Here is a 24,955-nt window from a genome sequence, read left to right as displayed (position 1 = left end):
CGCACGGGTACGACAGCGGTCCGGCTATGCTCGCCCGCATCGTCCCCGCGCGACGGCGGGGCCGGGGGGAGAGAGCAGGGGAGACCGAGTGAGATCCGCCGGAGAAGGACGGCTGATCGCCGAACGCTATCTGCTCCTGGACCGGCTCGGCCGGGGCGGTATGGGCACGGTCTGGCGTGCCCGGGACCGGGTGCTGGAGCGCGAGGTCGCCGTCAAGGAGCTGCATGTCGTCAGCGACGGCGACGAGCACCACAGACGGCTGCGCAGGGCGGTGCGGGAGGCTCGTACGATCGCCCGGGTGCACCATCCGCATGTGGTCGGCGTCCACGATCTGATCGAGTTCGAGGACCGGTTGTGGATCACGATGGAGCTGGTCGACGGCCCCTCCCTCGACCGCCACCTCGCGGCCGTGGGACCCCTGTCGCCGCCCCGCACCGCCGCCCTCGGCCTCCAGCTGCTGAGCGCTCTGGAGGCCGTGCACGCCGTCGGGGCGCTGCACCGCGACATCAAGCCCGCCAACATCCTGCTGCGCCCGGACGGCAGCGCCGTCCTCACCGACTTCGGCATCGCCGCCCTGGAAGGCGACGACTCGCTGACCTCGGCCGGTGAACTCCTCGGCTCCATCGGCTACATGGCGCCCGAGCGGCTGACCGCCGACGAGATCGGCCCGCCGTCCGACCTGTGGGCGCTGGGCGCGACCCTGTCCGCCATCGCCTCCGGGGTGGCGCCGTTCCACCGCACCACCCAGGCCGCCGCGCTGCACGCCGTCACCTTCGCGGAGCCGAACATCCCGGACCGGGTCGGCCCGCTGCGGCCCGTCGTCGAGGCCCTGCTGCACAAGTCCCCGGAGCTGCGCCCCTCGGCGGACGCGGTGCGCGACGCGCTGCGCCGGGTCGCGGACGGCGCCCCCGACGCGGGCGTGCTGACGCCCGCCGCGAGCGCCCCGGCGACTTCGGGGGAGGCCCACGCCGCGACGGTCTGGGCGCCCCAGCCGCAGCCGGACACCGCGACGATGACGGGCGTACGCACCCTGGGCGCCGGGCCGACCCTCGTCGGCGCGGAGCCGACCGTGGTGGACGGCGCGGTCGCCCCGCCGCCCCGCCGCCGCACCGTGAAGTGGTGGTGGCCGGTGGCGGCGGGGGCCGTGTCCGCCCTGGTCACCGGCGTCTTCCTGGCCGTGACGGGCGCGCCCCCGTTCGGCGGGGACGACGCACCGGCGGCCGCCCGGACCCCCACCACGTCAGCCCCGGCCGCTCCCGTCACCACGACGACGAAGGGGAGCGTCCGGGCGGCCGAGGGCTGGCAGCGCGCGACGCGGACCCCGATCCGTCGCGGCGACACGGTGACGGTCCGCTACGCCACCGGCAGCTGGACGGTGGACCACAACCTGCTGTCCGGGACCGGGCCTTCCGGTCACAGCACCACCGACGACGAAGCGCTGCGCTTCGCCTGGAACTGCAAGGTCGACTCCGCCGCCCCCTTCGGTGCCCTCCTGGGCCGCTTCTCCGGCAACCCCAAGTCCCTGCCGAGCCGTCGCGTGGAGCGCGAGTGGAGCTTCCGGGCCGCCCGCGCGGGCACCCTGGAGCTGCGCATCAACGACGGCGACACCTGCCTGGACGACAACCAGGGCACCCTGGGAGTGAACGTGCTGGTCACCCGCTAGACCTTGACCTGGCGGTGCCACAGCAGTTCGCAGATCCGGGCGAGGCCGCGGGTGAGGTGGCGGCGGTACGTACTGAACGGCACGCCGAGCCGTATCGCGGCGGCCTCCTGGGTCGGGGCGCCCTCGAAGAACGTCATCGCGACCGCCTGGTGGAGCTTTTCGCCCAGCCGGTCCGCGCGCAGCTTCCCGGCCGCCTCGGCCAGGACGTCCCGCAGCGCCTCGACGGGGTCGGCCGCGTCGGCGGCCACCAGCCCGGTGCGCAGGAGGGGGCTGGTCGCCAGCGCGTCGGGCCGGTGCCAGGAGCGCAGCGCGCTCCGTACGGCCGCGTCGAACTCGGCCCGGCCCAGCGGCTCCTGCGCGGGGGCCGGGGCGTCGGCGGTACGGGGCGGGGGCGCGTCCCCGGGGGCGGGGTCCAGCCGCATCGTCTGCTGGAGGAACGCGTCGGGTGACACCCGCCGCCGGTCGTGGCCGAAGAGCCCGTAGACCCGGTCGCCGACCCGGACCACGGGCGGGGGGTCCTGATCCATGGTGTACACGGGCCGCTTGAACTTCTCCAGGTCCTCCATGACCACGAGCGACCAGGTCAGGCCGGTGCCGGTGAGGACTTCGGCCATGATGCGCGCGCTGATGAGGTCCCCGGCGGGGGAGGGGTTGGGGTCGGTGCGCACGGTGAAGCGGGCGATCCCCAGGTGTTCTCCGGGCGCGGGCGGGCCGGTCCGGTGCACATGGGCCCAGGCCGCCGCGACGACGGGGTCGGCGCCCAGGTCCGCCGCCCGGGCCTCGGCCAGCCGCAGCCAGGACATGAAGCCGACCGTCTCGCCGGTGACCGCGCGCCGGTAGACGTGGAAGGAGCCGGGCTGCCGGTCGAGCCAGTGGCGGACGATGGCCACGTTCTCCTCGGGGCCTTCCCGGGCGGCCAGTTCGAGCACCGTGTCGCGGTCGCCGGGCCGCAGGGCGTCCTCGTACACCTCGTGCGGCCGTCCGCTGCCGAACCAGTTGCTGCCGAAGCCGTCGCGCTGGAGGTAGAGCACGGCGGCCGACAGCCCGCGCAGGACCGGGCCCGCCCCGGAGCCGGAACCCTCAAGTGAGCCGGAGTCGCCGCGGGCCTGCCGCACCTGTGCGACGAGATGGCGGAGGATCCGGCCGTGCATCTCCCGGTAGCGCCGCGGGTCACGCCAGCGCAGATCGGCGTCCAGGCTCTCGCGCACCACATCGTGCGGAAAGATCCCGCACGGACCCGTCTCCATGAACGGCAGGCCGCGCAGCCAGGCGAACAGGGCCCCCGCGTCGGCCTCGGGCGGGGCCGCCCCGTCCTCGGGCAGGGTGGCCCGCAGCAACTCCTCGGTGGTCATGTGCGCGTGGGCGCAGATCTCCAGGGCGTGCCGGTGAATCGCCGAGGGCACCTCGCCGACCAGCCGGGACACCAGCGTGCCGATCACGTCCTGCGCCGGTGACCAGGCGCCGCCGCCGTCCGCGTCATCGTCGCCACGGGCCACCTCGGCGGCCAGCGACAGGGCCAGCGGATTGCCGCCCGCGAAGGAGAGGACACCGGACTGCCGCTCCGGCGGCACCCCGCGCGCCGAGAGCAGGGCGACCGCCTCGCCCCGGGGCAGCTCCGGCAGGCTGACGACCCGCAGGATTCCGGCCCAGCCGGGGTCGGTCCGCCAGCGGTCCGAGGGCGGCTGCCGTCCGGCGAGGACCACCACAGACCCCAGCGGCAGCCGGGGGAGGAACCGGTCGCGTAACCAGCCCTCGATCGACCGGTATTCCTCGAACGTGTCGACCAGCAGCACCGGCCGGTCGGCGGTGAACACCCCGGCCGCGTCCGCCTCGAACGCCGCGGGGCTGGATTCGCCGTCGCGGCCGTCCAGTTCGACCACCGCCAGCCCGGCGGCATGCCCCTCGTCGGCGAAGCGCCGCAGCAGCGACGACTTGCCGATACCGCCGGGGCCGGTGAGGAAGAGCACAGTGAACGCGTCCCCGGTTCCCTCCAGCGCGGAGCGGAATCGGGCCAGTTCGCGGTCGCGCCCGACGAAGGCGCGCTGTCGTGCCGCGCGTAAGTGCTCACCGAGGCTTGCGGGTGAGTGGCTGTCACGGTGAGTCATGGCCCTCCCTGGCCGACCTGCTCCTGCGCGCTCCGAACGCTTGCCCGAGTGAGGAGGGTAGCGGCGCTACCTGGGTCGCCGCCCCGGGTGCTCATCCCGTGGTGAGCACCAAGTGAGCAATAAACCGGGCACTTTTCAGATCACTTTTCCGGGCACAATTTCGCCCGCGTCGCGGTCCGGGGTGGCCAATATGAAAGTGGTAGAAAGGATTCCGCCCGTACGGCTGTTATCGGGAGCTGTCGTACCATCGCGGCGGCAGGGGAGGAAAAGTGCGCGGAACTTTCCATTCGGTGATCGCGAAACCCGAGAAAAAGATTCCGGTCGTGGTGCACGCGCCGGATCCGATCTCACGGGAAGGGACGATCAGTCAGCTGCGGCAGCACCCGGAAGTCGACCTCGTCGACGAGGTGGCCGCGAGCGGCGACGGTGTGGCCGTGCTGCTCGCCGAGTCCCCCGATCAGGCCCTCCTCTCCCAGCTGCGCAGGCTCGTCCGCAGCGAGGGGCTGCACCCCGTGCTGGTGGTCAGCCTGATCCGGGAGGCGGAGCTGCTGGACGTCATCGAATGCGGCGTCGGCGCCATCGTCTGGCGGCACGAGGCCACCGGCGGGCGGCTGCTCCGGGCCGTGACCGCGGCCTTCCACGGCGACGGCGACCTGCCCTCCGACCTGCTCGGGCGGCTGATCAGCCAGGTCGGAAACTTACGGCCGGGCACCTCGGGCCACTCCGCCGCCCAGCCCCCCTCCGGGCTCGCCCCGCGCGAGATCGACGTCCTGCGGCTGGTCGCGGACGGAATGGGGACTGGGGAAATTGCTAGTAAGTTGTCCTATTCGGAACGGACCGTCAAGAACATCATGCAAGGTCTGACCACCCGACTGGATCTGCGCAATCGCGCACACGCCGTGGCCTACGCTCTGCGCGAGGGATACATCTCGTGATTCACGAAGTCGACGCACTGCTGCGGACGCTGCTGCGGGGCGGCGCACTCGCCGGAAGTGATATCGAGATCGCCTTCGACGCCCCGACCAAGGAATGGTCGGCCCGGCGCAACGCCCCGGCCCTGGATTGTTATCTGTACGACATCCGGGAGGACGTCAAACGGCGCGAACGCGGCGCGGCCGTCGTCCGCGACGGCCAGGGGATCGTGGTGCGCCGCCGCCGTCCGCCGCGCTGGTTCCGGCTGTCGTACCTGCTCACGGCGTGGACGAAGCGGCCCGAGGACGAACACCGGCTGCTGTCCGCCGCGCTGGCCACGCTGATGCCCCAGGAGCTGCTGCCGCCGAGCATCCTGCCGGAGCCGCTCGCGGAACTGGGCCTGAGCGTGCCGCTCACGGTCGCCGGGGTGCAGACCGAGGCCCGGTCGCTGGCCGAGATCTGGTCCGCGCTCGGCGGCACGCTCAAGCCGTCGATCGACCTCGTGGTCACCGTGCCGTTCCCGGCCTACCCCGACTACGACGCCGGGCCGCCCGTCACCGAGGGCACGCTGGTGCGCGCCCGCGAGATCGACGGCGCCGAGGACGGCGAGCGGATGACCCAGCCGCGCCACCTCGGCGCGACGACCACGGGAGAACGCGCCCGGTGACCGACAGCGCCACGCTCGTGCACGACGCCCCGCCCGGCGACCCGGCGGGCGCGCTGCTCACCCGGCTCGCCCGGCTGCGGGAGCGGACCGCCGTCCTGGTCGAGCGGCGCAGCGCGGGCGACCCCACCGCGGCCGACCCGCTGCGCGGCCTCTACCTGACCGACGACGCCGTACGCCGCCATCTGCTGCGGACCGCCGACGAGCCGGGCCCGGGGGACGCCGTCGCACCGGCGGACACCGTCGCACCGGCGGACACCGTCGCACCGGGGGACGCCGTCGCACCGGGGGACGCCGTCGTACCGGCGGCGCCCGGCGACGAGCCGCCGCGCGACGGCGACCGGCTGCACCGGCTCGCCCTCCACCTCGGCCTCACCGAGCTGGACACCGCCGCCCTGCTCATCGCTCTCGCCCCCGACCTCGACCGAGGCTTCGAGCCGCTGTACGGGTACCTCAACGACGACGTCAGCCGCCGTCGCGCCACCGTGGGGCTGGTGCTCGACCTGTGCGGTCTGCCCGCCGCCCATCCCACGGCCCGGGCCCGCTTCCACCCCACCGCGCCGCTGGCCGAACTCGGCCTGCTGGTCGTCGAGGAGCTGGAGCGCCCCTTCCTCAGCCGCTCGTTGCGCGTCCCGGACCGGCTGATCTCCCATCTGCTGGGCGATGACACCCCGGACCCGGCGCTCGACGGACACCTCCGCTCCGTACCCCCACCCGAGGGCGACGGCGGCCCGCTCGCCCAGCGGCTCGCCGAACACCTCGGCGCCGCACCGCACATCGTCTACCTGCGCGAACAGCGCGAGGGCGACGGCCTGGTGTGCGCCACCACCGCGCTGCGGGCCGCCGGATACGGCGCGCTGCACTACACCCCGGGCCACGCGGGCGCCGACGAAGGGCCGGACGCCGAGCGGCATCGCGCCGCCCCCGTGGGCCCGGTGCGGGAGCTGCTGCGGGAGGCCCGGCTGCGCGGCCTCGGGATCGTCGTATCCGAACTGCCCCACCGGCCGGGCCCGCTGATCCAGGCGCTGTCCGTACGCGACGTACCGGTGCTGTTCACCGGGGCGCGGCCGTACGACCCGCAGTGGTGCGACCGCGATCCGCTGCTGCTGGAGGTGGACCGGCTGCCCTCGGGCGGGGTGGACGCCTGGGCGGCCGCGCTCGGCGTCGACGCGTCGGAGGACCCCGGGTTCGACCTGGCGGCGACCGTCGCCCCGTACCGGCTCGGCGGTGAGCGCGTCCGCCGGGCCGCGCGGTCCGCGCGGAAGCTGGCCGCCTTCGAGGGAGCCCCGCTCGCCCCGGACCATCTGCGGCGCGCGGCCCGTCAGCACTCCGCCTCCGGGCTGGAGAACCACGCCCGCCGCATCCGGCCCGACGTCGGCTGGGGCGATCTGGTGCTGCCCGCCGAGCCGCTGGGCCAGCTCCACGAACTGTCCCTGCGCGCCCGCTACCGCGAACGGGTGCTGGGCGACTGGCGGCTGAGCGCGGGCGGCGGGCGGGGCCGTGGCGTCCTGGCGCTGTTCGCCGGGGAGTCCGGCACCGGCAAGACGATGTCGGCCGAGGTGGTGGCCGCGGACCTGGGCCTGGATCTGTACGTCGTCCAGCTGTCCTCGGTGGTCGACAAGTACGTCGGCGAGACCGAGAAGAACCTGGAGCGCATCTTCACCGAGGCCGACCGCACCGACGCGGTCCTGCTCTTCGACGAGGCGGACGCGGTCTTCGGCAAGCGCTCCGAGGTCAACGACGCCCACGACCGCTACGCCAACCTGGAGAGCGCGTACCTCCTCCAGCGGCTGGAGGCGTTCGACGGCATCGCCCTGCTCACCACCAACCTGCGGGCGAACATCGACGACGCGTTCACCCGGCGGCTGGACACGGTGGTCGACTTCCCGTTCCCCGACCCCGGGCAGCGGCTCGCCCTGTGGCGGCACAGCCTGGCCCATGTGCCGTGCGAGGACGGCATCGACCCGGGCCCGTGCGCCCGCGACTTCGAGCTGGCGGGCGGCTCCATCCGCAGCGCGGTGGTGACCGCGGCGTATGCGGCGGCGGGCCGTGGCGAGCCGGTGACCAGCGCCGATCTGCTGGCCGGGGCGCGGCGGGAGTACCGGAAGGCGGGCCGCCTGGTGCTGGACGACGTCAGCTGGTGAGCGGCCCGCGCCCGCTCAGGGCTGCTGGGCGTCCGGCTTGACGATGAACCAGGTCTGGTCGTCGTCGTCCGAGCAGTCGAAGAGGGTGAGGTTGGTGCCGTCGGCCCGGTCCTCACCCTTGGAGGCGTAGCCCGCGACGTCCAGGCAGAGGTTGCTGCTGCTGTAGTTGCGGATCCAGTGGAGTCCGTTGGTGTTCGGCCGCTTCTCCAGCCACCACAGCTGGTTGTCGTCCATCTTGCGGGTGCAGGGCCCTTCCGTGATCGGCGAGGTGGCGGGGGCCGCGCCCGTCTCGGGCAGGTCGACGCAGAGCCCGTCCACGGTGTTGCGGATCTGGACGAGGTCGGCGTTGTTCGGGCCGCTGCCCTTGAAGACCGTTTCGAGGTTCCACAACTCCCCCTTTTTGGCGCCGTCGCAGGGGTATTGGGCGACTCTTCCTCCCACCTTGCCGCCCTTCTCCTTCGGGGCGGCGCACTTCTGCGTGGTCCCGTTGCGCAGCAGGACCTTGGCGAACGGGTCGACCGGCTTCGGCTTGGGCTTGTCGCCCCCGCCGCCACCGCCACCGCCACCGCCACCGGCGCCGTTCCCGTCTCCGTCCCCGTCCCCGCCGGGCTGCTGCGTCGGCTCGGACGCCGGTTTCGACGCGGGCGCGGAACTCGGCGCCGAGGGCTCGGGGGTCGGCACCGCGGAGGCGGCGGCCTGCTCGGTCCGGTCCTGGGCGCGGGTGCCCACCGGCGGCTTGTACGAGAACCAGATCATGACGAACGCGATGGTCACCGCGACCAGGATGCTGAAGAACACGCCCAGCCAGCGCGGCATCAGCCCCGGCTGTTCGTAGGTGCCCTGCACCGGCAGCGGTTCGGCGCCGGAGCGCTGCACGGAGAGGGTGAAGGGCCGGGACTCCTTCGCCCCGGCCCAGATGACCTGGCGCGGCTTCAGGGTGGTCTTGATGAACGCGGCCCGGCCGGGCTCGATCTGGACGTTGGCCGGGTGGATGTCGTACGAGATCTGGTCGCCGTTGTCGCTGCCGCTGATGGACGCGGTGAGCTTGACGTTGCCGAGGTTGTCCACGGCGAGCTTGGGACGCCCCCGGAACCGGCCCTTCACCGTCTGCGGCACGAGTTCGGCCCGCACCTCGCTGAACGGCGTGACGGTGACGTTGCCCTCGGGGACGGTGGTGGCCTCCGGGTGCTCGGTCGGGATGATCTGCACCCCGTACGCGTTCGGCCCGGCTGCGGCGTCGGGCGTGCGCGGCGGGGCGAAGGTCAGCTCCACCGTGCCGGTCGTCCCCGGGTACAGCCGGAGCGTCTGCGGCTCCACGGTCGTCCACGGGGACAGCTCGCCGACCGGTACGAAGCGGTACTCGTCGACGACGTCGCCGGTGTTGCGCAACCGCAGCCGCACGCTGGCCGAACCGCCGGGGTCCACGGTGGTCGAGGCGGGTTCCAGAGAGGTCCAAAGGCTCACCTCACGACGCTATGGCGGGCGTCCGCCGCGTGTCGCAGGCGGCGGGGCACCTTCCGTTGCCTCAAGGCGCGGGCCCGTTGCCCCGCCGGGCCGCCTCCGGGCACCGGGGCGGCCCGGACTGCCCCGAGGTCCCGGGAAGGCTGCCCCGGCGCCTCTACCGCCGCGCCCGCGCCGGGCGTACCGAGGAAGCGGACGTACCGGATCAAGGAGAGGCGACGGCCGATGCACGCGCGACGAAAGCCGGACCACGACCAGTCCCCCGACCGGTCCAGGGCCCTGGTCCGCCCCGTACCGGACCGCGCCACGGAGCGGCCGGACGCCCGCCCCGGGCCCGGCGGCGCGATGTCGCCGGGGCGGGCCATCGCCCTCCAGCGCTGGGTGGGCAACGCGGCGGCGAGCCAGGTGATCGGGCAGGAGCGGCCGGTCGTCCAGCGGGCGGGGGAGTCGAGCGCGAGCGCGGCCGTCGCCGAGCCCGCCCAGGACGCCCAGGATGCCGAGGGCGCCAAGGATCCCAAGGGCAAGGAGGTGATCAAGCGGCTGAGCCGGTCGATCGAGGGTCACACCATCGAGACGAAGGCGGTCGTGAGCCTTTGGGCGCCGGGCACGTGGTATCCGGAGCAGTGGATGCCGGAGGGGAAGATGCGCCTGAGGCGCACCCTGGACCGGCGGGTGCTCGCCGGTGAGGTGTTCGGCGCGACGGACTTGGCGGACATCGGGGCGCTGACGACGGTCAACCCCGACTGGCTGAAGGACGTGGGCATCGGCACCATCTCCGAAGCCCAGGAGTACACCAGGAAGGGCGACTACAAGGACTGGCTGCGTCTCCCCGCGGGCAAGCGCGTCCTCACCGCGACCCTGGCCTTCAACAACCATCTGCAGGGCGCGCCCATCCCGGACACCCCGGACTACACGCTCGCCCGCTTCTTCCATACCAAGGGCCGCAATCTCACGGAGGACCAGAAGCAGCCCCTGAGGGACGAGCGCGACCAGCAGATACGCGACACCGCCGTCCGCACGCTGCACCCGGCCGCGATTCCGCCCCAGGACATGCACGCCGACGCGAACAAGGCGCACGTCACCGCGCACCGGGCGAAGGCCGACAAGGCCCGCGATGTCTTCACCCACGTCCTTCTCGTCCTCCAGCACGGGTTGAAGATCTACGACAAGAAGCAGAAGAAGCACCTCGACTACCGCGAAGGTGACGTCGTCCGGGCCCTCGCACACGGCGGCCGGGTCAACATCCGCATCCCGGCCCTGAGCGAAGGGGAGCCGGCCGCGGCCCTGACGGATTTCCTGGGCGTCACCGAGGGGGACGGGCTGGCGGAGCACGTCGAACCGCGGCCCTATGCCACGCACGGCAATGACATCGGGAAGAACAAGGGCGACAAGCGGGGCAAGTTCAAGGAGACGGGCGGGCCCCTCGTCGCCGTCGGGAACAAGTTCCTGCCGGGCGGTCCGGACCTGTCGGGTCTGGACATCCCCGGTGGCGGCTTCGGTTCCAAGGACTGGAACGGCGATGTGGTGCTGCCGACCGGATCGCACGGCCACATGCTGCTGGTCTTCACCGCGCCGACCAAGAAGACGGACGGCGCCCTGCAGGTCGGCATCGAAACGACCGGCCCCGACAAGCCCAGCACGGTCGGCTACACCCACGACTTCCGGTCCACCGAGGCGACGGCCAACCCCGAGTCGGTTCTGCACGGCCACAAGCGGGACAAGCTCGACGAACGCTATGTGGATCTGAAGGAGTTGGGGGACGCGCAGGGCGGCGGGGACTGGCGCGGGTTCCTGGACGACATCAAGCAGCGCTGGTACGCCGAGCTGGACCAGACCACGGACGGCTCCGACGAGCGGCAGGCGCTGTACCACCAGCTCGTGGGACCGCGGCAGCACTTCTACGGGCAGACCACCTGAAAACCGGGCGCGGCGGGTCGGGAAAGGGGCGGCCCGGGGTCTGCCCGCCTGGCGCCGCCCATACCTTCGGGCACCCGCTCTGCCCCCGGATAGGGCCCGGGGGACCTATCCGGGCGCTCGCCGCCCGGTCAAGGGTGTGAAGGTCCTACGTTCTTCCTCATCCTTACCCCGAGGAGCACAGCGCATGCCGTCGTATCTGTCGCCGGGCGTCTACGTGGAGGAAGTCGCCAGCGGCTCCCGCCCGATCGAGGGGGTGGGCACCTCGGTGGCCGCCTTCGTCGGGCTCGCCCCCACCGGGCCGCTGAACACCCCGACTCTGGTCACCAACTGGTCCCAGTACGTGGCCGCCTTCGGCGAGTTCACGGACAGCTACTACCTCGCGCACTCCGTCTACGGGTTCTTCAACAACGGCGGCTCCGCCGCGTACGTCGTCCGGGTCGGCGGATCGGCCGACGAGGACGCCGTGACCGCCGGTGCCCCGGCCGCTGTGACGGGGTCCGGCCCCGCTCCGGCCGAACTGCCCGCAGGCGCCCCCGCCGAGCTGGGCACGTTCTCCGTACGGGCCCTCACGCCCGGCGGCGCGCTCAGCGTCGAGGTGGCCGACCCGGAGGGGGAGGGTCCGGCCGAGCGGTTCAAGCTGATCGTGAAGGACGACGGCAGGGTCGCCGAGACCTTCGACGTGTCCGCGAAGAAGGGCAACCGCTCCTACGTCGTCACGCAGGTCAAGGAGCGCTCCAAGCTGATCACCGTCCAGGAGACGGCCCCCGCCGCGCAGTTGGCCCGGCCGGAGAACCAGTCCGTCGCCCTGGTCCGCCCCGCCCCCGCCGCCCCGGCCCCGGCCGGTGCCCCGGCCCAGACGTCGGCCGCCCACCCCGGCCCCGCCGAGTACCTCGGCGACTCCGCCGACCGCACCGGCTTCGGCGGCCTGGAGGCGGTCGACGAGATCTCCATGGTCGCCGTCCCCGACCTGATGGCCGCCTACCAGCGCGGTGCGATCGACCTGGAGGCGGTCAAGGCCGTCCAGCTCGGGCTGATCGCGCACTGCGAGCTGATGGGCGACCGCGTCGCCGTCATCGACCCGCCGCCCGGCCTCAACGCCCGTGACATCCGGGTGTGGCGCCAGGAGACCGCGGGCTACGACTCCAAGTACGCGGCCGTCTACTACCCCTGGATCAAGATCTTCGACCCGGCCAGCGGCCAGGGGCGCATGGTCCCGCCGAGCGGTCACGTCTCCGGTATCTGGGCCCGTAACGACTTCGAGCGCGGTGTGCACAAGGCTCCCGCCAACGAGGTCGTGCGCGGTGTCGTGGACCTGGAGAACCAGGTCACGCGCGGCGAGCAGGATCTGCTCAACCCGATCGGCGTCAACTGCATCCGCGCCTTCCCCGGCCGTGGCATCCGCGTCTGGGGCGCCCGCACCCTCTCCTCCGACCCGGCCTGGCGCTACATCAACATCCGCCGGTACTTCAACTACCTGGAGGAGTCGATCCTGATCGGCACCCAGTGGGTGGTCTTCGAGCCCAACGACCACCAGCTGTGGGCCCGTATCCGGCGCAACGTCTCCGCGTTCCTGGTCAACGAGTGGCGCGCGGGTGCCCTGTTCGGCTCCAGCCCGGAGCAGGCCTTCTACGTCAAGTGCGACGAGGAGACCAACCCGCCGGAGTCGGTGGACGTGGGCCGGGTCGTGTGCGAGATCGGCATCGCGCCGGTCAAGCCCGCCGAGTTCGTGATCTTCCGGCTGGCCCAGTTCAGCAGCGGCAGCGGCGAGCTGGAGGAGTAGCGGCCGCGTTCCCCCAACACTTCCATCGGTAACAGCAGAAGGACAGACAGCGGTTCATGAGCCTCTCGCCCGGTGATTCCTTCACCTCACATAACTTCGGCATCCAGATCGACGGCGTCATGGTCGAGTACCTCCAGGAGGTCAGCGGCCTGAGCTTCGAGCAGGACGTCATCGAGTACCAGCAGGTCTCCGCGCAGGGCAAGCCCAAGGTCAGCAAGATGCCGGGCGTGCAGAAGGCGGGCCAGTGCACGGTCGTGCGCGGTATGACCCCGTCCCCGGCGTTCACCCAGTGGATCCAGCAGTCCATCAAGGGCCAGATGTCCACGGCCCGTAAGAACGCCACGATCATGGTGATGGACTACGAGCTGAACCCGGTCAAGCGGTACAACCTGCGCAACGCCTGGTGCAGCAAGATCGACGCCAGCACCGTCAAGGCCGGTGAGGCCTCGGCGCTGACCGAGACCGTCACCATCACCTTCGAAGAACTGGAAATCGAGTAATGCGCCGCACGGCCGTCCGCGCGCCGGCAGCGGAAGCCGCCCCGCCGCCCGAGGCGGCCGTGGCTCCTTCCCCTGCTCCTGCTCCTGAGCCCGAACCGCAGCGTCTTCGCACCGAGTTCGATTTCGAGCTGCCGCGCGGCTACGTCGACGAGTCCGGCACGGTGCACCGCACCGGGACCATGCGGCTGGCGACCGCCCGGGACGAGCTGATCCCGCTGCGGGATGTGCGGGTCCAGGAGAACCCGGCCTATCTGTCGGTCGTGCTCCTCGGCCGGGTCATCACCCGGCTCGGCGGGCTGACCTCGGTGCACGACGGCGTGGTGGAGAACATGTTCGCCTCCGACCTCGCCTTCCTCCAGGACTTCTACCGGCAGGTCAACGCCGAGGGCCACACCCGGGCCGGGGTCACCTGCCCGCACTGCGAGCAGCCCTTCGAGGTGGAGCTGGGCGGGAGCCGCCTGGGGGAATCGTGACGTACGCGACCGACCGTCTCCACGAGGAGATCGCGTACATCGCCTACCACTTCCACTGGAGCCTGGAGGACATCCTGGACCTCGAACACGGCGACCGGCGGCGCTACGCGCGGGAGATCGCCTCTCTCGTCACCCGCGCCACGGAGGGGTTCGGAACTGCTGGCCCTTGACCGTGCATGAGTGCGCTTCAGCAAGCACAAGTGAGCCTGTCGCCACCGGCCGAGACGTGCCTGCGGGCTTTGGACCGATAGGAACGGAAGTTTGTTCATCGAATGCGTGACCTTTGTGGACAGGGGTCGCTGGACGGGCCGACAGGATTTTCGATGCCGGGTGGGGGTGAAGGGTTTGGGCGGGGTGCGGGAGGTGGTGGCGCCGTTCGTGGTGCCCGGCCCAGCGGGGATGGCCATCCGGGCCCGGTTACGTGTGTCGGAGATCGATGCGGCGGTGCTGGCCGAGGCGCGGCTGGCGCGTCCGCTGGGGGCGAAGGCGGACAAGCGGGAAGTCGTGCCGCGCGGGTACGGTTCGCGGGCCGAGTGGCACGCCAAGTCCCGGCGCCTGCACGCGCTGCTCGCCCGGCTGGCCGGGGTGGAGGCGGACTGGACTGCGGGGCGCGTGCGGGTGGTGCGCGGCGGGAAGGAACTCGCGCACCTGCGCCACCACTTGGACCAGGCAGGACTGAGTGAGCAGGCGTGGCGGGAGCGGTGGAAAGCGGTGCGGATGTTCCTGTCCGCGGACGGGGAGTCCGGCAAGCCCCTGGGCAACGAGACGATCCGCATAACCGCCACCGGACAGCTCTCGGTCAAACTCCCTGCCACGCTGGCCCGTCTGGCCAAGGCACCACACGGCCGGTATGTGCTGGACGCGACGGTCGCCTTCCATCACCGGAGTGAGGAGTGGCGGGACCGCATCACCGCGAACCGGGCGGTGGCCTACCGCATCCACCACGATGTGGCCCGGGACCGCTGGTATGTGACCGCCTCTTGCTCTTGGCAGCGCACCCCCGCCCCGGCCCTGCCCTTGGAGGCCGCGCTGGCCCGGGGTGTGGTCGCGGTCGACATGAACGACGACCACCTGGCCGCTTGGCGCCTGGACACCCACGGCAACCCGGTCGGTGAACCCCACCGCTACTTCTACGACCTGGCGGGTAGCGCCCAGCATCGCGACGCCCAGATCCGGCATGCGCTCACCAGCTTGCTGCACCACACCCGTGCCAGCGGGGCGGGGGCGATCGCGATCGAGGACCTGGACTTCACCGATGGCCGGTGCCGGGAGAAGTACGGCCGCAACAAGCGTTTCCGGCGTCTGATCTCCCGCTTCCCCACCGCGAAGCTGAAGGCGCGGCTGGTGGCGATGGCTGCCGAGCAGGACATCGCGATCGTCGCGGTCGACCCGGCCTATACCTCCCGCTGGGGCGCCCAGCACTGGCAGCAGCCCCTGAGTACCAGCAAGCGCAAGGTTTCCCGGCACGATGCGGCAAGCATCGCGATCGGGCGACGCGCCCTCGGACATCCGATCCGGCGACGGACGGCACCGCCCCCACACGACCAGAGCGATCGTGCGGGGCATCGGACCGCCCAGGCCAGACCGGAGACCCGACGGCGTGAGGAACCCCGCCCCCGCCATCCCGGACCACGGACAGGATCCGTGCCGCCCGGCAGCGGAGCGAAAGCGGGCGACCAGCGTGCCCAACACCGTTCGGAGCACGCGGCTGCGCGACAGTCGTCCTGGAAACAGGACTCACTCCCGCTCAGTCCCGAGGAACGGTAGATGGGACTGTTCGACAGACTCCGGGGCCAGTCGCGGGTGCCGCGCGACGGGGCGGCAGCCGACGCGCCCGGAGAGACGTCCGGGCGGGCGCCTGGGGAGGACGCCCGTCCGGCACCCGCGGAGGGGACGCCGGGCGCGTCCGCTGACGACCGTACAGACCGCCGGGCGGCGGCCGCGTGGGCTGGACTTCCCCCGATCCAGCCCACGGCCGCCGCCCGGCCCCCGCGCGGCGTCGCCGACCCCGGGTTCGGCGGCACGCTCAGCACCTGGCAGAACCCGTCCTTCACCGGGACGCTCTCGCACGCCGTGCTGGACGGCGCGCCGGGCGGCCTGGTCCGGGGCACCCTCAGGGCGTCGGGCACCCCGTCCCCGAGCCTCGGCGAGCCCGCGCCGGCCCTGCCGATGTCCCGGCCGGAGCCGTCCGTGGAGGCCGCCGTGCCGCCGACGGGCCCCCGGGTACGCCCGGTCCCCCCGAGCGCCTCCCGCCCCCCGACCCTGACCACGGCCCCGCCCGTACAACGCCGCGCCTTACCAACGACCCGCCCGACGCGGCCGGTTGCGGCGGCGCCTGCGCCTGCGTCGGCGTCGGGTTCGGTTCCGGGGGCGGTGGGCCCGCCCCCGGCGGGGGTTGCCTCGGCTTCTGCTCCAGGGGCACCCGCTTCGGCTTCGGGCTCCGCCCCGGCTCCGGCCGCGTCGGGGCCTGCTCCGGGTTCGCCTGCTCCCGCTTCGGCGGCGTCGACTCAGGCGCCCGCCGTGCCTGCGGTCCAGCGGCGTGTGTCGGGTGACGCTGGCTCTGGCGGTACGGGCTTGGGCACGCCGACGCCCGGTTCCGCTCCGGCTTCGGCGTCCGACTCGGCGCGGGGCGGTGGTGCTCAGACGCCCGCCGGAGGGCCGTCGCAGCCGTCGGCTGCCGGTGCCGTGCCTGCGGTTCAGCGGCGGGCCGCCGCGGCTTCGGCGTCCGACTCGGCGCCAGCGGCCCCGGCGCCGGGGCCGCCCCGGTCCCGTGGGGAAGGGACGGTCGTGGTCCGGGGGGAGTTGTCCCCCACCCCGCCCCTTCCCGAAACCGGGGGCTCCGCCCCCGGCCCCCCACCGGGGCCGGTGCGAGGCAGCAGGCCGAGCGGAGGCGCGCAGGCGTCTGCTGGGCTCACGGCTCCTGGGCCCGGAGGTACGGGCCTCGGCGCGCCGAGGCCCGGGATGCCTGCGGCGAGTCCTGTCCAGCAGCGGGCCCCGCAGGCTGTTCCGGGGGCTGTTCCGGGGGCCGCTTCGGGTCCGGCGGTGTCTGCCCCGGCGCGGGGTGGCGGTTCTCAGGCGTCTGCCGGGCTCACCGGCCCTGGGGCGTCGCAGTCGCCTGCTGCCGGTGCCGCGCCTGCGGTGCAGCGGCGGGCCGCGGAGGCCGCCCCGGGGCCCGCTTCGACTTCGGGGGCGTCTGCTTCGGGTTCGGCTTCCGCTCGGGCGGCGTCTGCCCCGGCGGCGGGCCCGGCTCCGGCCGCTTCGTCGGCGCGTGCTCCGGGACCCGCTTCGGGTCCGGGGCCTTCGGTGCCTGGCTCCGCTTCTGCCGTGGAAGCGCGGGGCGGGGACGCTCAGGTGCCTGCTGTGCCTGCTGTGCCTGCGGTCCAGCGGCGGGCTTCCGGCGGCCCTGGCCCTGAGGGTACGGGCCTTGGCGCACCGACGACCGGCACGCCCGCCGCGAGTCCGGTCCAGCGGCGGGCCGCGCGACAGGCTGCTCCGACTTCGTCTGCCCCGGTGCGGGGTGGCGGCGCTCAGATGTCCGCCGGGCTTACGGCTCCTGGGGTGCCGCAGTCGCCTGGTGCCGGTGCCGCGCCTGTGGTTCAGCGGCGCGTCCCCAACGGCCCCGGGCCCGGAGGTACGGGGCTGGGCTCGCCGACGACCGGCGCGCCTGCGGCGGGGCCGGTCCAGCGGCGGGCCGCGCAGGCTGCTCCGGCTCCGGCCGCTTCGGCGCCCGGTTCCGCTTCTGCGGCGGCCGCGCAGGGCGGGGATGCTCAGGTGCCCGCCGGGCGTCCGGTCCAGCGGCGGGCCGCTGCTCCGTCGGCTGCGCCCGACTCTGCTTCGGGTACCCCGACTCCGTCGGCGCCAGCACCAGCGGCTCGGGCGTCCGCCGGGCTCACGGCTCCTGGGCCCGGAGGTACGGGCCTCGGCGCGCCGATGCCCGGGATGCCTGCGGCGCGTCCTGTCCAGCAGCGGGCCCCGCAGGCTGTTCCGGGGTCGGCTTCGGGTCCGGCGGTGTCTGCCCCGGCGCGGGGTGGCGGTTCTCAGGCGTCTGCCGGGCTTACGGCTCCTGGGGTGTCGCAGTCGCCTGCTGCCGGTGCCGTGCCTGCGGTTCAGCGGCGTGTGTCCCGTGGCCCCGGGCCTGGAGGTACAGGGCTGGGTGCGCCGACGCCCGGTGTGCCCGCCGCGCGTCCGGTTCACCGCCGGGCCGCGCAGGCCGCTTCAGCGGCGTCTGCCCCGGCGGTGCCCGACTCCGCGAGCGGCGGGGCTCGGACATCCGCAGCGCCCACGGCCCCTGGGCCGTCGCAGCCGCCCGCCGCCGGTGTCGCGCCTGCGGTGAGTCCGGTTCAGCGGCGGGTCGCTCCGCCTTCGGCGTCCGACTCGGCGCCGGGCGGGGGCGCGCAGACGTCCGCCGGGCTCACGGCCCTTGGGCCGTCGCAGCCGCCCGCCACCGGTGCCGCGCCTGCGGTTCAGCGGCGCGTCCCCAACGGGCCCGGCCCCGGAGGTACGGGGCTGGGCGCACCGACCGGCGGCGTCCCGCCCCGCCGTCGCCCGGGCCTGGGCGCGCCCCTGGCCTCGCCACCCGCCACCTCGGCCCCCGTACAGCGCGCGGTCGCGGCGCCTTCCGGCTCGCCGCTGCCGCTCGTACGGCCACAGCAGGCGACGCTTCCCCCGCCCGTGCGGCGGAAGGAAGCTGACCGCCGCCCGGCCGCCCCTGCCTCGCTTCCCCTGGCGTCCGCGCGCGCCCTGACCTCCGCGCTGCCGACGGCGACCCCGCCCGGTGCAGCCGCCGTACAGCGCGGCAGTGCGCCGACGGCGGTGCCGCTCCGCCGCCTCGGACCGGTGGCGCGGCGCTCGGCGGCGCCCGACCCGAGCGCGTCGGCCAGCGGCCACGATCTCCCGCCCGCCCCTACGCCCTCGACCGGGCTGATCGGCCGCACGATGCGGCGACTTACCGGCCGCGCCGACCGGCCGGTGCAGCGTGCGGCCTCACCGCAACGGCAGGGCGTGGCGCAGTCCCCGGCCCCGCCGGGTGGCGGGAGCGGTTCCGCATCGGTGCAGGCTGCCTCGCTCGCATCGCCTTCCGGCACGCCGGTGCAGCGAACGGCCGCGCCGCACGGCGCCGCGTCACCGCAACCTCAGGGCCCCGCACAGCCGAAGTGGCCCATGCCCACGCCCACGCCCGGGGCCGGGCCGTTGCCTCTGCCGGTGCAGCGGCAGGCCGACGGCCCCGGTTCCGGTCCCGCGCCGCACGGCCACGGCGCACCCGTGCGGCTGCGGGCGGCTGCCCCCGTACCGCCCGCCCCGCTGCCGGTGCAGCGCAGCGCCGCAACGACGCCCACCGCAACCCCCACAACGGCAACGGCAACGACGACGGCAACGACGACCGCAACGCCCCCAACCCACTGGCCACCGGCGGCCCCCGCCCCGGCGCCCATCCAGCGGATGCCCGCACGGACGGCGGCCGCCCCGCCCCCGAAGCAGCACATCGTCGGCAAACGCCGCACCGCGCACACCACCCGCGGCCGGAACCGCACCGCCGAGTTCGACGCACGGGCACTGACGGACGGGCAGTTCGACGAGCTGGTGCACCGGCTCATCGGCCCGCTCACCCGGCTGCTGAGAACGGAATTCCGCCTCGACCGCGAACGGATCGGCAAGTTGCGCGATCCACGCCGATGACCCCTGAGCCCCGACCCATAAGAAAGAAAGGCCGCCCCCGATGCCCAGTGATCTCGACCCGGGATCCACGATCTTCTTCACCCTCACCATCGACGGCGAGAGCCTGGGGTACTTCAACGGCTGCGAGGGTCTGTCGTCCGAGGTGGAGATCGAGCACCACGAGGAAGGCGGCAACAACGGCTTCGTCTGGCAGCTGCCGTCCCGCGTCACCTTCTCCAGCATCCGGCTGACCCGCCCCCTCACCCCCGACACGGCGAAGGTGGCGGCGTGGGTCTCGTCGATCACCACGGGGGTCACCCGCCCCACCGGGCAGATCGCCGCGCTGCGGGCGGACGGGTCGGTGGTGGCGCAGTGGGGGCTGCTCGACGTGCTGCCGGTGCGCTGGCAGGGGCCGTCGCTCAGCCCGGACAGCCCGGCGGTCGCCACGGAGGTCCTGGAGATCACCCACCACGGGTTCACGGATGCGGGGGCGGCGTAAATGGTCACCAAAGGCGGAGGCAAAGGCGGCGCGGGAGGCAAGGGCGGCCGAGGCGGAGGCAAAGGCGGCGCGGGCAAGAGCCTCGTACGCGCCTCGCTCGCGATCCACGAGCCCCCGGTAGGGCAGAGCACCACCCCCGGCGGGCTGATCAAGAACTTCGACTTCGACTTCAACCCCGCCCAGCTCACCATGAGCCGCCGCACGGACTGGAAGTACACCCCGAGCCCGGCCGTCCGCGACGGCTCGCAGCCGGAGTTCATGGGGCCCGAGCCGCGCACCCTGAACATCGACGTCTTCCTCGACTCCTCCGACCAGCCGGACAGCAACGAGGTGCTGAAGAAGGTCGAGTCGCTCTTCTCCTGCTGCGAGGTGACGGCGTCCAGCCTCGCCGCGAAGCAGCCGTCCACGCCGTGGGTGGTGTTCCAGTGGGGCTCGTTCTCCACGGCCCGCTTCACCGCGTACGTGGAGTCCGTGGACGTCACGTACACCCTGTTCGGCACCACGGGCGTGCCGATCCGCGCCACCTGCCAGGTGAGCCTGCACGAGATACCGAGCAAGACGAAGGGGCAGAACCCGACGTCCGGCGCGCTCACCGCCCGCCGCGTCCACCGCCTCGTGGCGGGCGATTCGCTGCAGTCGCTGGCCTGGCGGGAGTACGGGGACGCCACCGTCTGGCGGGTGATCGCCGAGACCAACGGCATCGACGACCCGGCCCGCCTCGCGCCCGGCACCGAACTCATCCTGCCCGCCGTCGAGGAGGTGACCGCCTGATGCCGCCGATCTCGTACTCCAGCATCATCCACGTCAAGCTGGACGACACCCCGCTGCACCCGATCAAGGTCGCGCCGCTGCTGGCGGAGGCCTGGGTGGACTTCGGGGCGGGGGTGCCCGGCGCGTTCCAGCTCACCTTCCGCGACCCGAAGCGGAAGGTGCTGGGCCTGGCGAAGATCGACATCGGCTCCAAGGCGGTCCTGGCGCCGGTCGCCAGCGGCAAGGGGGCGCAGGACCCGCTGTTCACCGGCGAGGTCACCGGGCTGGAGACGGATTACGACAGCACCGGCGCGTTCACCGTCGTCCGTGGCTACGACCTCGGCCACCGCATGCTGCGCCAGCGCCGGGTGGCCGGATACACCTCCATGCGGGCCTCCGACATCGCCAGGCGGCTGGTCGGCAAGAGCGGGGTCCCCGTGGGCCGGATCGAACCGACCAAGACCACCTACGACTTCATCACCCAGGACAACGTCACCGACTGGGACTTCCTCGCCCGGCTCGCCGAGGACAACAAGAAGGTGATGTTCCTGGACGGGGACGGGAAGTTCCAGTTCGTCAGCCGCAAGAGCGCCTCCGGGGCGCCCCCGCCGACCATGGACGGCGACAAGAGCCCGTTCGTGCTCCACGGCGGCGTGGACGTGCTGCGCTGCCGGGCCGCCGTCACCTCGGCCGACCAGGTGCCCCAGGCGCAGGCGCGCGGCTGGAACGTGCAGAGCAAGAAGGCCATCACCGCCCAGGCGCCCACCAAGAGCAACCCGGCCCTCGCCAACGGCGCCAAGCCGGGCGAGGGCACGGCGAAGTTCAAGGCGACCAAGCTGGTCGACACCGCGTTCCCGTACGACCAGCAGGGCGAGGTCGGCCGGGCCGCGCAGGCGCTGGCGGACGACGTGACGTCGGCCTTCGCCGAGCTGGAGGTGACCGTCCACGGCAACCCCAAGCTGCGCGCCGACATCCCGGTGACGCTGCGGGACGTCGGCAAGCCCTTCGACGGCAAGTACACGACGACCGGTGTCCGCCACGTCTTCGACAAGAGCAAGCCGTACACGACCCTGGTCACCGTCAGCGGCCGCCAGTGGCGGTCCCTGTACGGGCTCGCCTCCGGCGGCGCGGCGGCCGCCTCCCGCATGCCGTCCGTGGCCAACGGGATCGTCACCAACGTGAAGGACCCGCTGAAGCAGGGCCGGGTGAAGCTCAAGTTCCCCTGGCTGGACCCGGATTACGTGAGCGACTGGACCCGTACCGTGCAGTGGGCCGGGGTGGGCGGCGGCAGCGTCTTCCCGCTGGACGTCAACGACGAGGTGCTGGTGGCCTTCGACCGAGGCGCCCTCGACCATCCGTACGTCATCGGCGGCCTCTACAACGGCAAGGACAAGCCGAAGCCGGGCGACGTACCGCTGCACGACGCGCTCAAGGGCAAGGCGACCCGGCACACCGTCGCCGACCGGGAGAACAACCGCCTCGACCTGCTCAGCCAGAAGATCGGCAAGCGCGGGGTGCGGCTGAGCACCGGCAACGACCGGCTCACCATCAACCTGGACCGCACCAAGACCCAGATCACCGTGGACAGCAAGGGCAGCGTCGTCATCACGGGCACCGGGGCGGTGTCCGTCCAGGCGGGCGGCAATCTGAGTCTGCGGGCGGGCGGCACCATGAACCTGAACGCCGGGGGAGCCCTGAACATCACGGCGGGCGGCGCCCTGTCCGCCACCGCGGGCGCCGCGTTCAACATCAAGGGCGGCACCGGCTCGATCCAGACCGGGGCGCTGAGCGTGACGGCCGGGGCGGTCAACGTCCTGCCCGCGACGTTCACGATGATGACCCCCGGCGCGATCACCGTCGGGGGCACCTCGGTCGCCCTGACCGGCCTCGTCACGATCAACGCCCATATCCCGGTGGTGGTCTGATGGCCGGGCAGTTCGTCGGTTCCGGATGGTCCTTCCCGTTGCGTATCAGCCCGACCGGGGGCATCGCCCTGGTCAGCGGCGAGCGCGAGATCGAGGAGGCCATCCGGCTGGTGCTCGCGACCGCCCCGGGCGAGCGGCCCATGCGCCCGGAGTTCGGCTGCGCCATCCACGACCTGGTCTTCGCCCCGGTCAACGAGGCCACCGCGGGCCGCATCCAGCACGAGGTGTTCACCACCCTGGACCGCTGGGAGCCCCGTATCGAGGTGCGCGAGGTGGAGGTGACCGCGGGCGACAGCGACACCCAGGGGGTGCTCTACATCGACGTCCGCTACGTCATCCGCGGCACCAACAACCCGCGCAACCTCGTCTTCCCGTTCTACGTCATCCCCTCCCACGACGACCCCGACCCGTCCTCCTCCGGTCCCGACGACGGCCCCGGCGACCGCCCCGGCGACGGCGGCGGCAACCGCCCCGGCGACGGCGGCGGCAACCGCCGCGGCCACGGCGGCGGACCGGCCACCGAAAGCGATCGCTGATGGCACTGCCCTCCCCGAACCTCGACGACCGGCGCTTCCAGCAGTTCGTCGACGACGCCAAGCGCTACATCCAGCGGCGCGCCCCGGAGTGGACCGACCACAACGTGTCCGACCCCGGTGTGACCCTCGTGGAAACCGTCGCCCACATGGCCGACCAGATCGTGTACCGGCTCAACCGGATCCCCGAGAAGAACCACCTGGCCTTCCTCGACCTCGTCGGCATCACCCTCTTCCCGCCGTCCGCCGCCCGCACCGACGTCACGTTCTGGCTGTCAGCGCCGCAGGACGACCCGGTCCGCGTGCCCGTCGGCACGGAGACCGCCACCCTGCGCGCCGACAGCGAGGACGCGGTCGTCTTCGCCACCGAGCGCGAACTCACCGTCATCCCCAGCGAACTGCGCCACCTCGCCGTCCAGCACAGCGGCGAACAGGTCACCGACCGCACCACGGACCTCATCGAGGGCACCGACCTGATGTGCTTCGCCGAATCCCCGTCACCCGGCGACTGCATGCTGCTCGGGCTGAGCGCCGCCGTCCCGCACTGCGCCGTCGCGCTGCGGCTCGACAGCCGCGTCGACGGCGTCGGCGTCGACCCCCGGCAGCCCCCGCTGGTCTGGGAGGCGTGGACCGCCGAGGGCTGGACGGAGTGCGAGGTCGACCAGGACACCACCGGCGGCCTCAACCGCCCCGGCGACGTCGTCCTGCACATCCCCGGCGGACACATCCTCTCCCGCACCGGCCGCAAGGAGGCGGGCTGGCTGCGCTGCCGGGTCACCGAACCCGCCGCCGACCAGCCCTTCTACACCACCTCGCCCACCGTGCGGTCCGCCGAGGCGTTCACCATGGGCGGCACCGTGCCCGCCGTCCACGCCGAGACGGTGTACGACGAGGCGCTCGGCGAGTCCACCGGCCTGCCCGGCCAGCGGCTGCGGCTCGCCCACGCCCCCGTCGTCGGCGACGTGCCCCCGCTCCACCTCCAGGTCGCCGACTACGCCGGGCAGGAGGGCTGGACCGACTGGGACGTCGTCCCGCACTTCGCCGCCTCCGGCCCGCACGAACGGCACCTGACCCTCGACGCGGCGACGGGCGAGATCGCCTTCGGCCCCGCCGTCCGCGAACCCGACGGCACCCTGCGCCAGTACGGTGCCGTCCCGCCCAAGGGCGCCGTGATCCGCGCCCGCCGCTACCGCACCGGCGGCGGGCGCACCGGCAACGTGGCGCGCGGTGCCATCCGTACCCTCCGCGACTCCGTCCCGTACGTCGCCGAGGTCGTCAACCGGGAGGCCGCGCAGGGCGGGGTCGACGGCGAGACCGTCGAGGAGGCCAAGGCCCGCGCCCCCATCACGCTGCGCGCCCAGGATCGCGCCGTCACCCTGCGGGACTACGAGGAACTCGCCCGCCGCGCCGCCCCCGAGACCGCCCGCATCACCTGCCTGGAGGGCCAGGTGGAGGAGTACGGCTCGTACGCGGTACGCGTCCTCGTCGTCCCCCACGCCGTCCCCGACCCCGGCGGGCGGCTCCGCTTCGAACAGCTCGTCCCCGCCGACGCGCTCCTCCAGCGCATCACCCGCTACCTGGACGAACGCCGCCTCATCGGTACCCGGCTGGCCGTCGGTCCGCCGTACTACCAGGGCGTCACCGTCGTGGCCACGGTGCACGCCTTCCGGGGCGTCGACGCCGACCGCGTACGGCGCGACGCCCACGACGCCCTCTACCGCCACCTCGACCCGCTCACCGGCGGCGCCGACGGCACCGGCTGGCCCTTCGGCCGCCCGGTCCAGTCGGGCGAGATCTTCGCGGTGCTGCAGCGGGTGCCCGGGGTGGAACTGGTCGACGAGGTACGGCTGCACGCCGCCGACCCGCTGACCGGCAAGCGCGGCGACCGCACCGACCGCATCGACCTCGACGCGCCGTCCCTGGTCTTCTCCTACGACCACCGCGTCCGCGTGATCGGAGACTCGACATGAGGGG

Annotated in this window: 17 protein-coding genes and 1 pseudogene; 16 read left to right on the top strand and 2 right to left on the bottom strand. The window is 73.2% G+C overall.

All coding sequences use genetic code 11. The annotated features are described in order from the left end of the window. Nucleotides 1-88: 88 nt before the first annotated feature. Nucleotides 89-1,663, top strand: a complete 1,575-nt coding sequence (locus tag ACWC5C_RS12305) for a protein kinase domain-containing protein (protein WP_450875371.1) — start codon at nt 89-91, stop codon at nt 1,661-1,663. Here ACWC5C_RS12305 and ACWC5C_RS12300 read toward each other — a convergent pair. After that, nucleotides 1,660-3,768, bottom strand: coding sequence for an AAA family ATPase (locus ACWC5C_RS12300; RefSeq protein ID WP_450875370.1), 2,109 nt, complete (start codon nt 3,766-3,768; stop codon nt 1,660-1,662). The genes ACWC5C_RS12305 and ACWC5C_RS12300 overlap by 4 nt on opposite strands. Before the next feature lie 290 nt (nt 3,769-4,058). Between ACWC5C_RS12300 and ACWC5C_RS12295 the strand changes: the two genes are divergently transcribed. The 3 genes from ACWC5C_RS12295 to ACWC5C_RS12285 are packed head-to-tail and all read left to right on the top strand — an operon-like array spanning nt 4,059 to nt 7,488. Next, nucleotides 4,059-4,703 (top strand): response regulator transcription factor, encoded by a 645-nt coding sequence (locus ACWC5C_RS12295; RefSeq protein ID WP_450875369.1) that lies wholly within the window; start codon nt 4,059-4,061, stop codon nt 4,701-4,703. Continuing rightward, nucleotides 4,700-5,347 (top strand): DUF4255 domain-containing protein, encoded by a 648-nt coding sequence (locus ACWC5C_RS12290; protein ID WP_450875368.1) that lies wholly within the window; start codon nt 4,700-4,702, stop codon nt 5,345-5,347. Before ACWC5C_RS12295 ends, ACWC5C_RS12290 begins: the two co-directional genes overlap by 4 nt. Next, nucleotides 5,344-7,488, top strand: a complete 2,145-nt coding sequence (locus ACWC5C_RS12285; protein WP_450875367.1) for an ATP-binding protein — start codon at nt 5,344-5,346, stop codon at nt 7,486-7,488. Before ACWC5C_RS12290 ends, ACWC5C_RS12285 begins: the two co-directional genes overlap by 4 nt. 15 nt (nt 7,489-7,503) lie before the next feature. On the opposite strand, the gene ACWC5C_RS12280 is transcribed toward ACWC5C_RS12285, so the two are convergent. Further along, entirely contained in the window at nt 7,504-8,952 is a 1,449-nt protein-coding gene (locus ACWC5C_RS12280; protein WP_450875366.1) for an RICIN domain-containing protein, read from the bottom strand. Between the two features lie 222 nt (nt 8,953-9,174). Between ACWC5C_RS12280 and ACWC5C_RS12275 the strand changes: the two genes are divergently transcribed. The 12 genes and pseudogenes from ACWC5C_RS12275 to ACWC5C_RS12220 all read left to right on the top strand — a co-directional run bounded on the left by ACWC5C_RS12275 (nt 9,175) and on the right by ACWC5C_RS12220 (nt 24,951). Continuing rightward, nucleotides 9,175-10,866, top strand: coding sequence for a PE-PGRS family protein (locus ACWC5C_RS12275; RefSeq protein WP_450875365.1), 1,692 nt, complete (start codon nt 9,175-9,177; stop codon nt 10,864-10,866). 184 nt (nt 10,867-11,050) lie between these two features. Next, nucleotides 11,051-12,646, top strand: a complete 1,596-nt coding sequence (locus tag ACWC5C_RS12270; protein ID WP_450875364.1) for a phage tail sheath family protein — start codon at nt 11,051-11,053, stop codon at nt 12,644-12,646. Nucleotides 12,647-12,702: 56 nt separating this feature from the next. After that, nucleotides 12,703-13,146 carry a phage tail protein gene (locus ACWC5C_RS12265; RefSeq protein WP_009715660.1) on the top strand — a complete coding sequence of 148 codons (444 nt, stop codon included), beginning with the start codon at nt 12,703-12,705 and terminating at the stop codon, nt 13,144-13,146. Further along, entirely contained in the window at nt 13,146-13,619 is a 474-nt protein-coding gene (locus ACWC5C_RS12260; RefSeq protein ID WP_450875363.1) for a hypothetical protein, read from the top strand. Before ACWC5C_RS12265 ends, ACWC5C_RS12260 begins: the two co-directional genes overlap by 1 nt. Then, complete coding sequence (locus ACWC5C_RS12255) at nt 13,616-13,789, top strand: DUF6760 family protein (RefSeq protein WP_450875362.1); 174 nt, start codon at nt 13,616-13,618, stop codon at nt 13,787-13,789. The genes ACWC5C_RS12260 and ACWC5C_RS12255 overlap by 4 nt, the downstream gene beginning before the upstream one ends. A gap of 229 nt (nt 13,790-14,018) precedes the next feature. Then, complete coding sequence (locus ACWC5C_RS12250; RefSeq protein ID WP_450875555.1) at nt 14,019-15,386, top strand: IS200/IS605 family accessory protein TnpB-related protein; 1,368 nt, start codon at nt 14,019-14,021, stop codon at nt 15,384-15,386. 3,672 nt (nt 15,387-19,058) lie between these two features. Continuing rightward, on the top strand, nt 19,059-19,295 hold the full coding sequence (locus ACWC5C_RS12245) for a hypothetical protein (RefSeq protein WP_450875361.1): 237 nt from the start codon (nt 19,059-19,061) through the stop codon (nt 19,293-19,295). 40 nt (nt 19,296-19,335) lie between these two features. Further along, entirely contained in the window at nt 19,336-19,773 is a 438-nt protein-coding gene (locus tag ACWC5C_RS12240; RefSeq protein WP_450875360.1) for a phage tail protein, read from the top strand. Continuing rightward, nucleotides 19,774-20,544 (top strand): CIS tube protein, encoded by a 771-nt coding sequence (locus tag ACWC5C_RS12235; protein ID WP_450875359.1) that lies wholly within the window; start codon nt 19,774-19,776, stop codon nt 20,542-20,544. Further along, the gene (locus ACWC5C_RS12230) at nt 20,544-22,448 is read left to right on the top strand and encodes a VgrG-related protein (protein WP_450875358.1); all 1,905 of its coding nucleotides are present in this window, start codon (nt 20,544-20,546) and stop codon (nt 22,446-22,448) included. Before ACWC5C_RS12235 ends, ACWC5C_RS12230 begins: the two co-directional genes overlap by 1 nt. Next, nucleotides 22,448-22,876: pseudogene (locus ACWC5C_RS12225) on the top strand (GPW/gp25 family protein); the annotation flags it as partial. The gene ACWC5C_RS12230 and the pseudogene ACWC5C_RS12225, both read left to right, overlap by 1 nt. A gap of 107 nt (nt 22,877-22,983) precedes the next feature. Continuing rightward, nucleotides 22,984-24,951 carry a putative baseplate assembly protein gene (locus ACWC5C_RS12220; protein ID WP_450875357.1) on the top strand — a complete coding sequence of 656 codons (1,968 nt, stop codon included), beginning with the start codon at nt 22,984-22,986 and terminating at the stop codon, nt 24,949-24,951. Nucleotides 24,952-24,955: the final 4 nt, after the last annotated feature.

It is taken from the genome of Streptomyces sp. NPDC001700 (assembly GCF_053596435.1).
The sequence above is the reverse complement of the archived record's forward strand: the minus strand, read 5'-3'. Positions and strand labels throughout refer to the sequence as shown.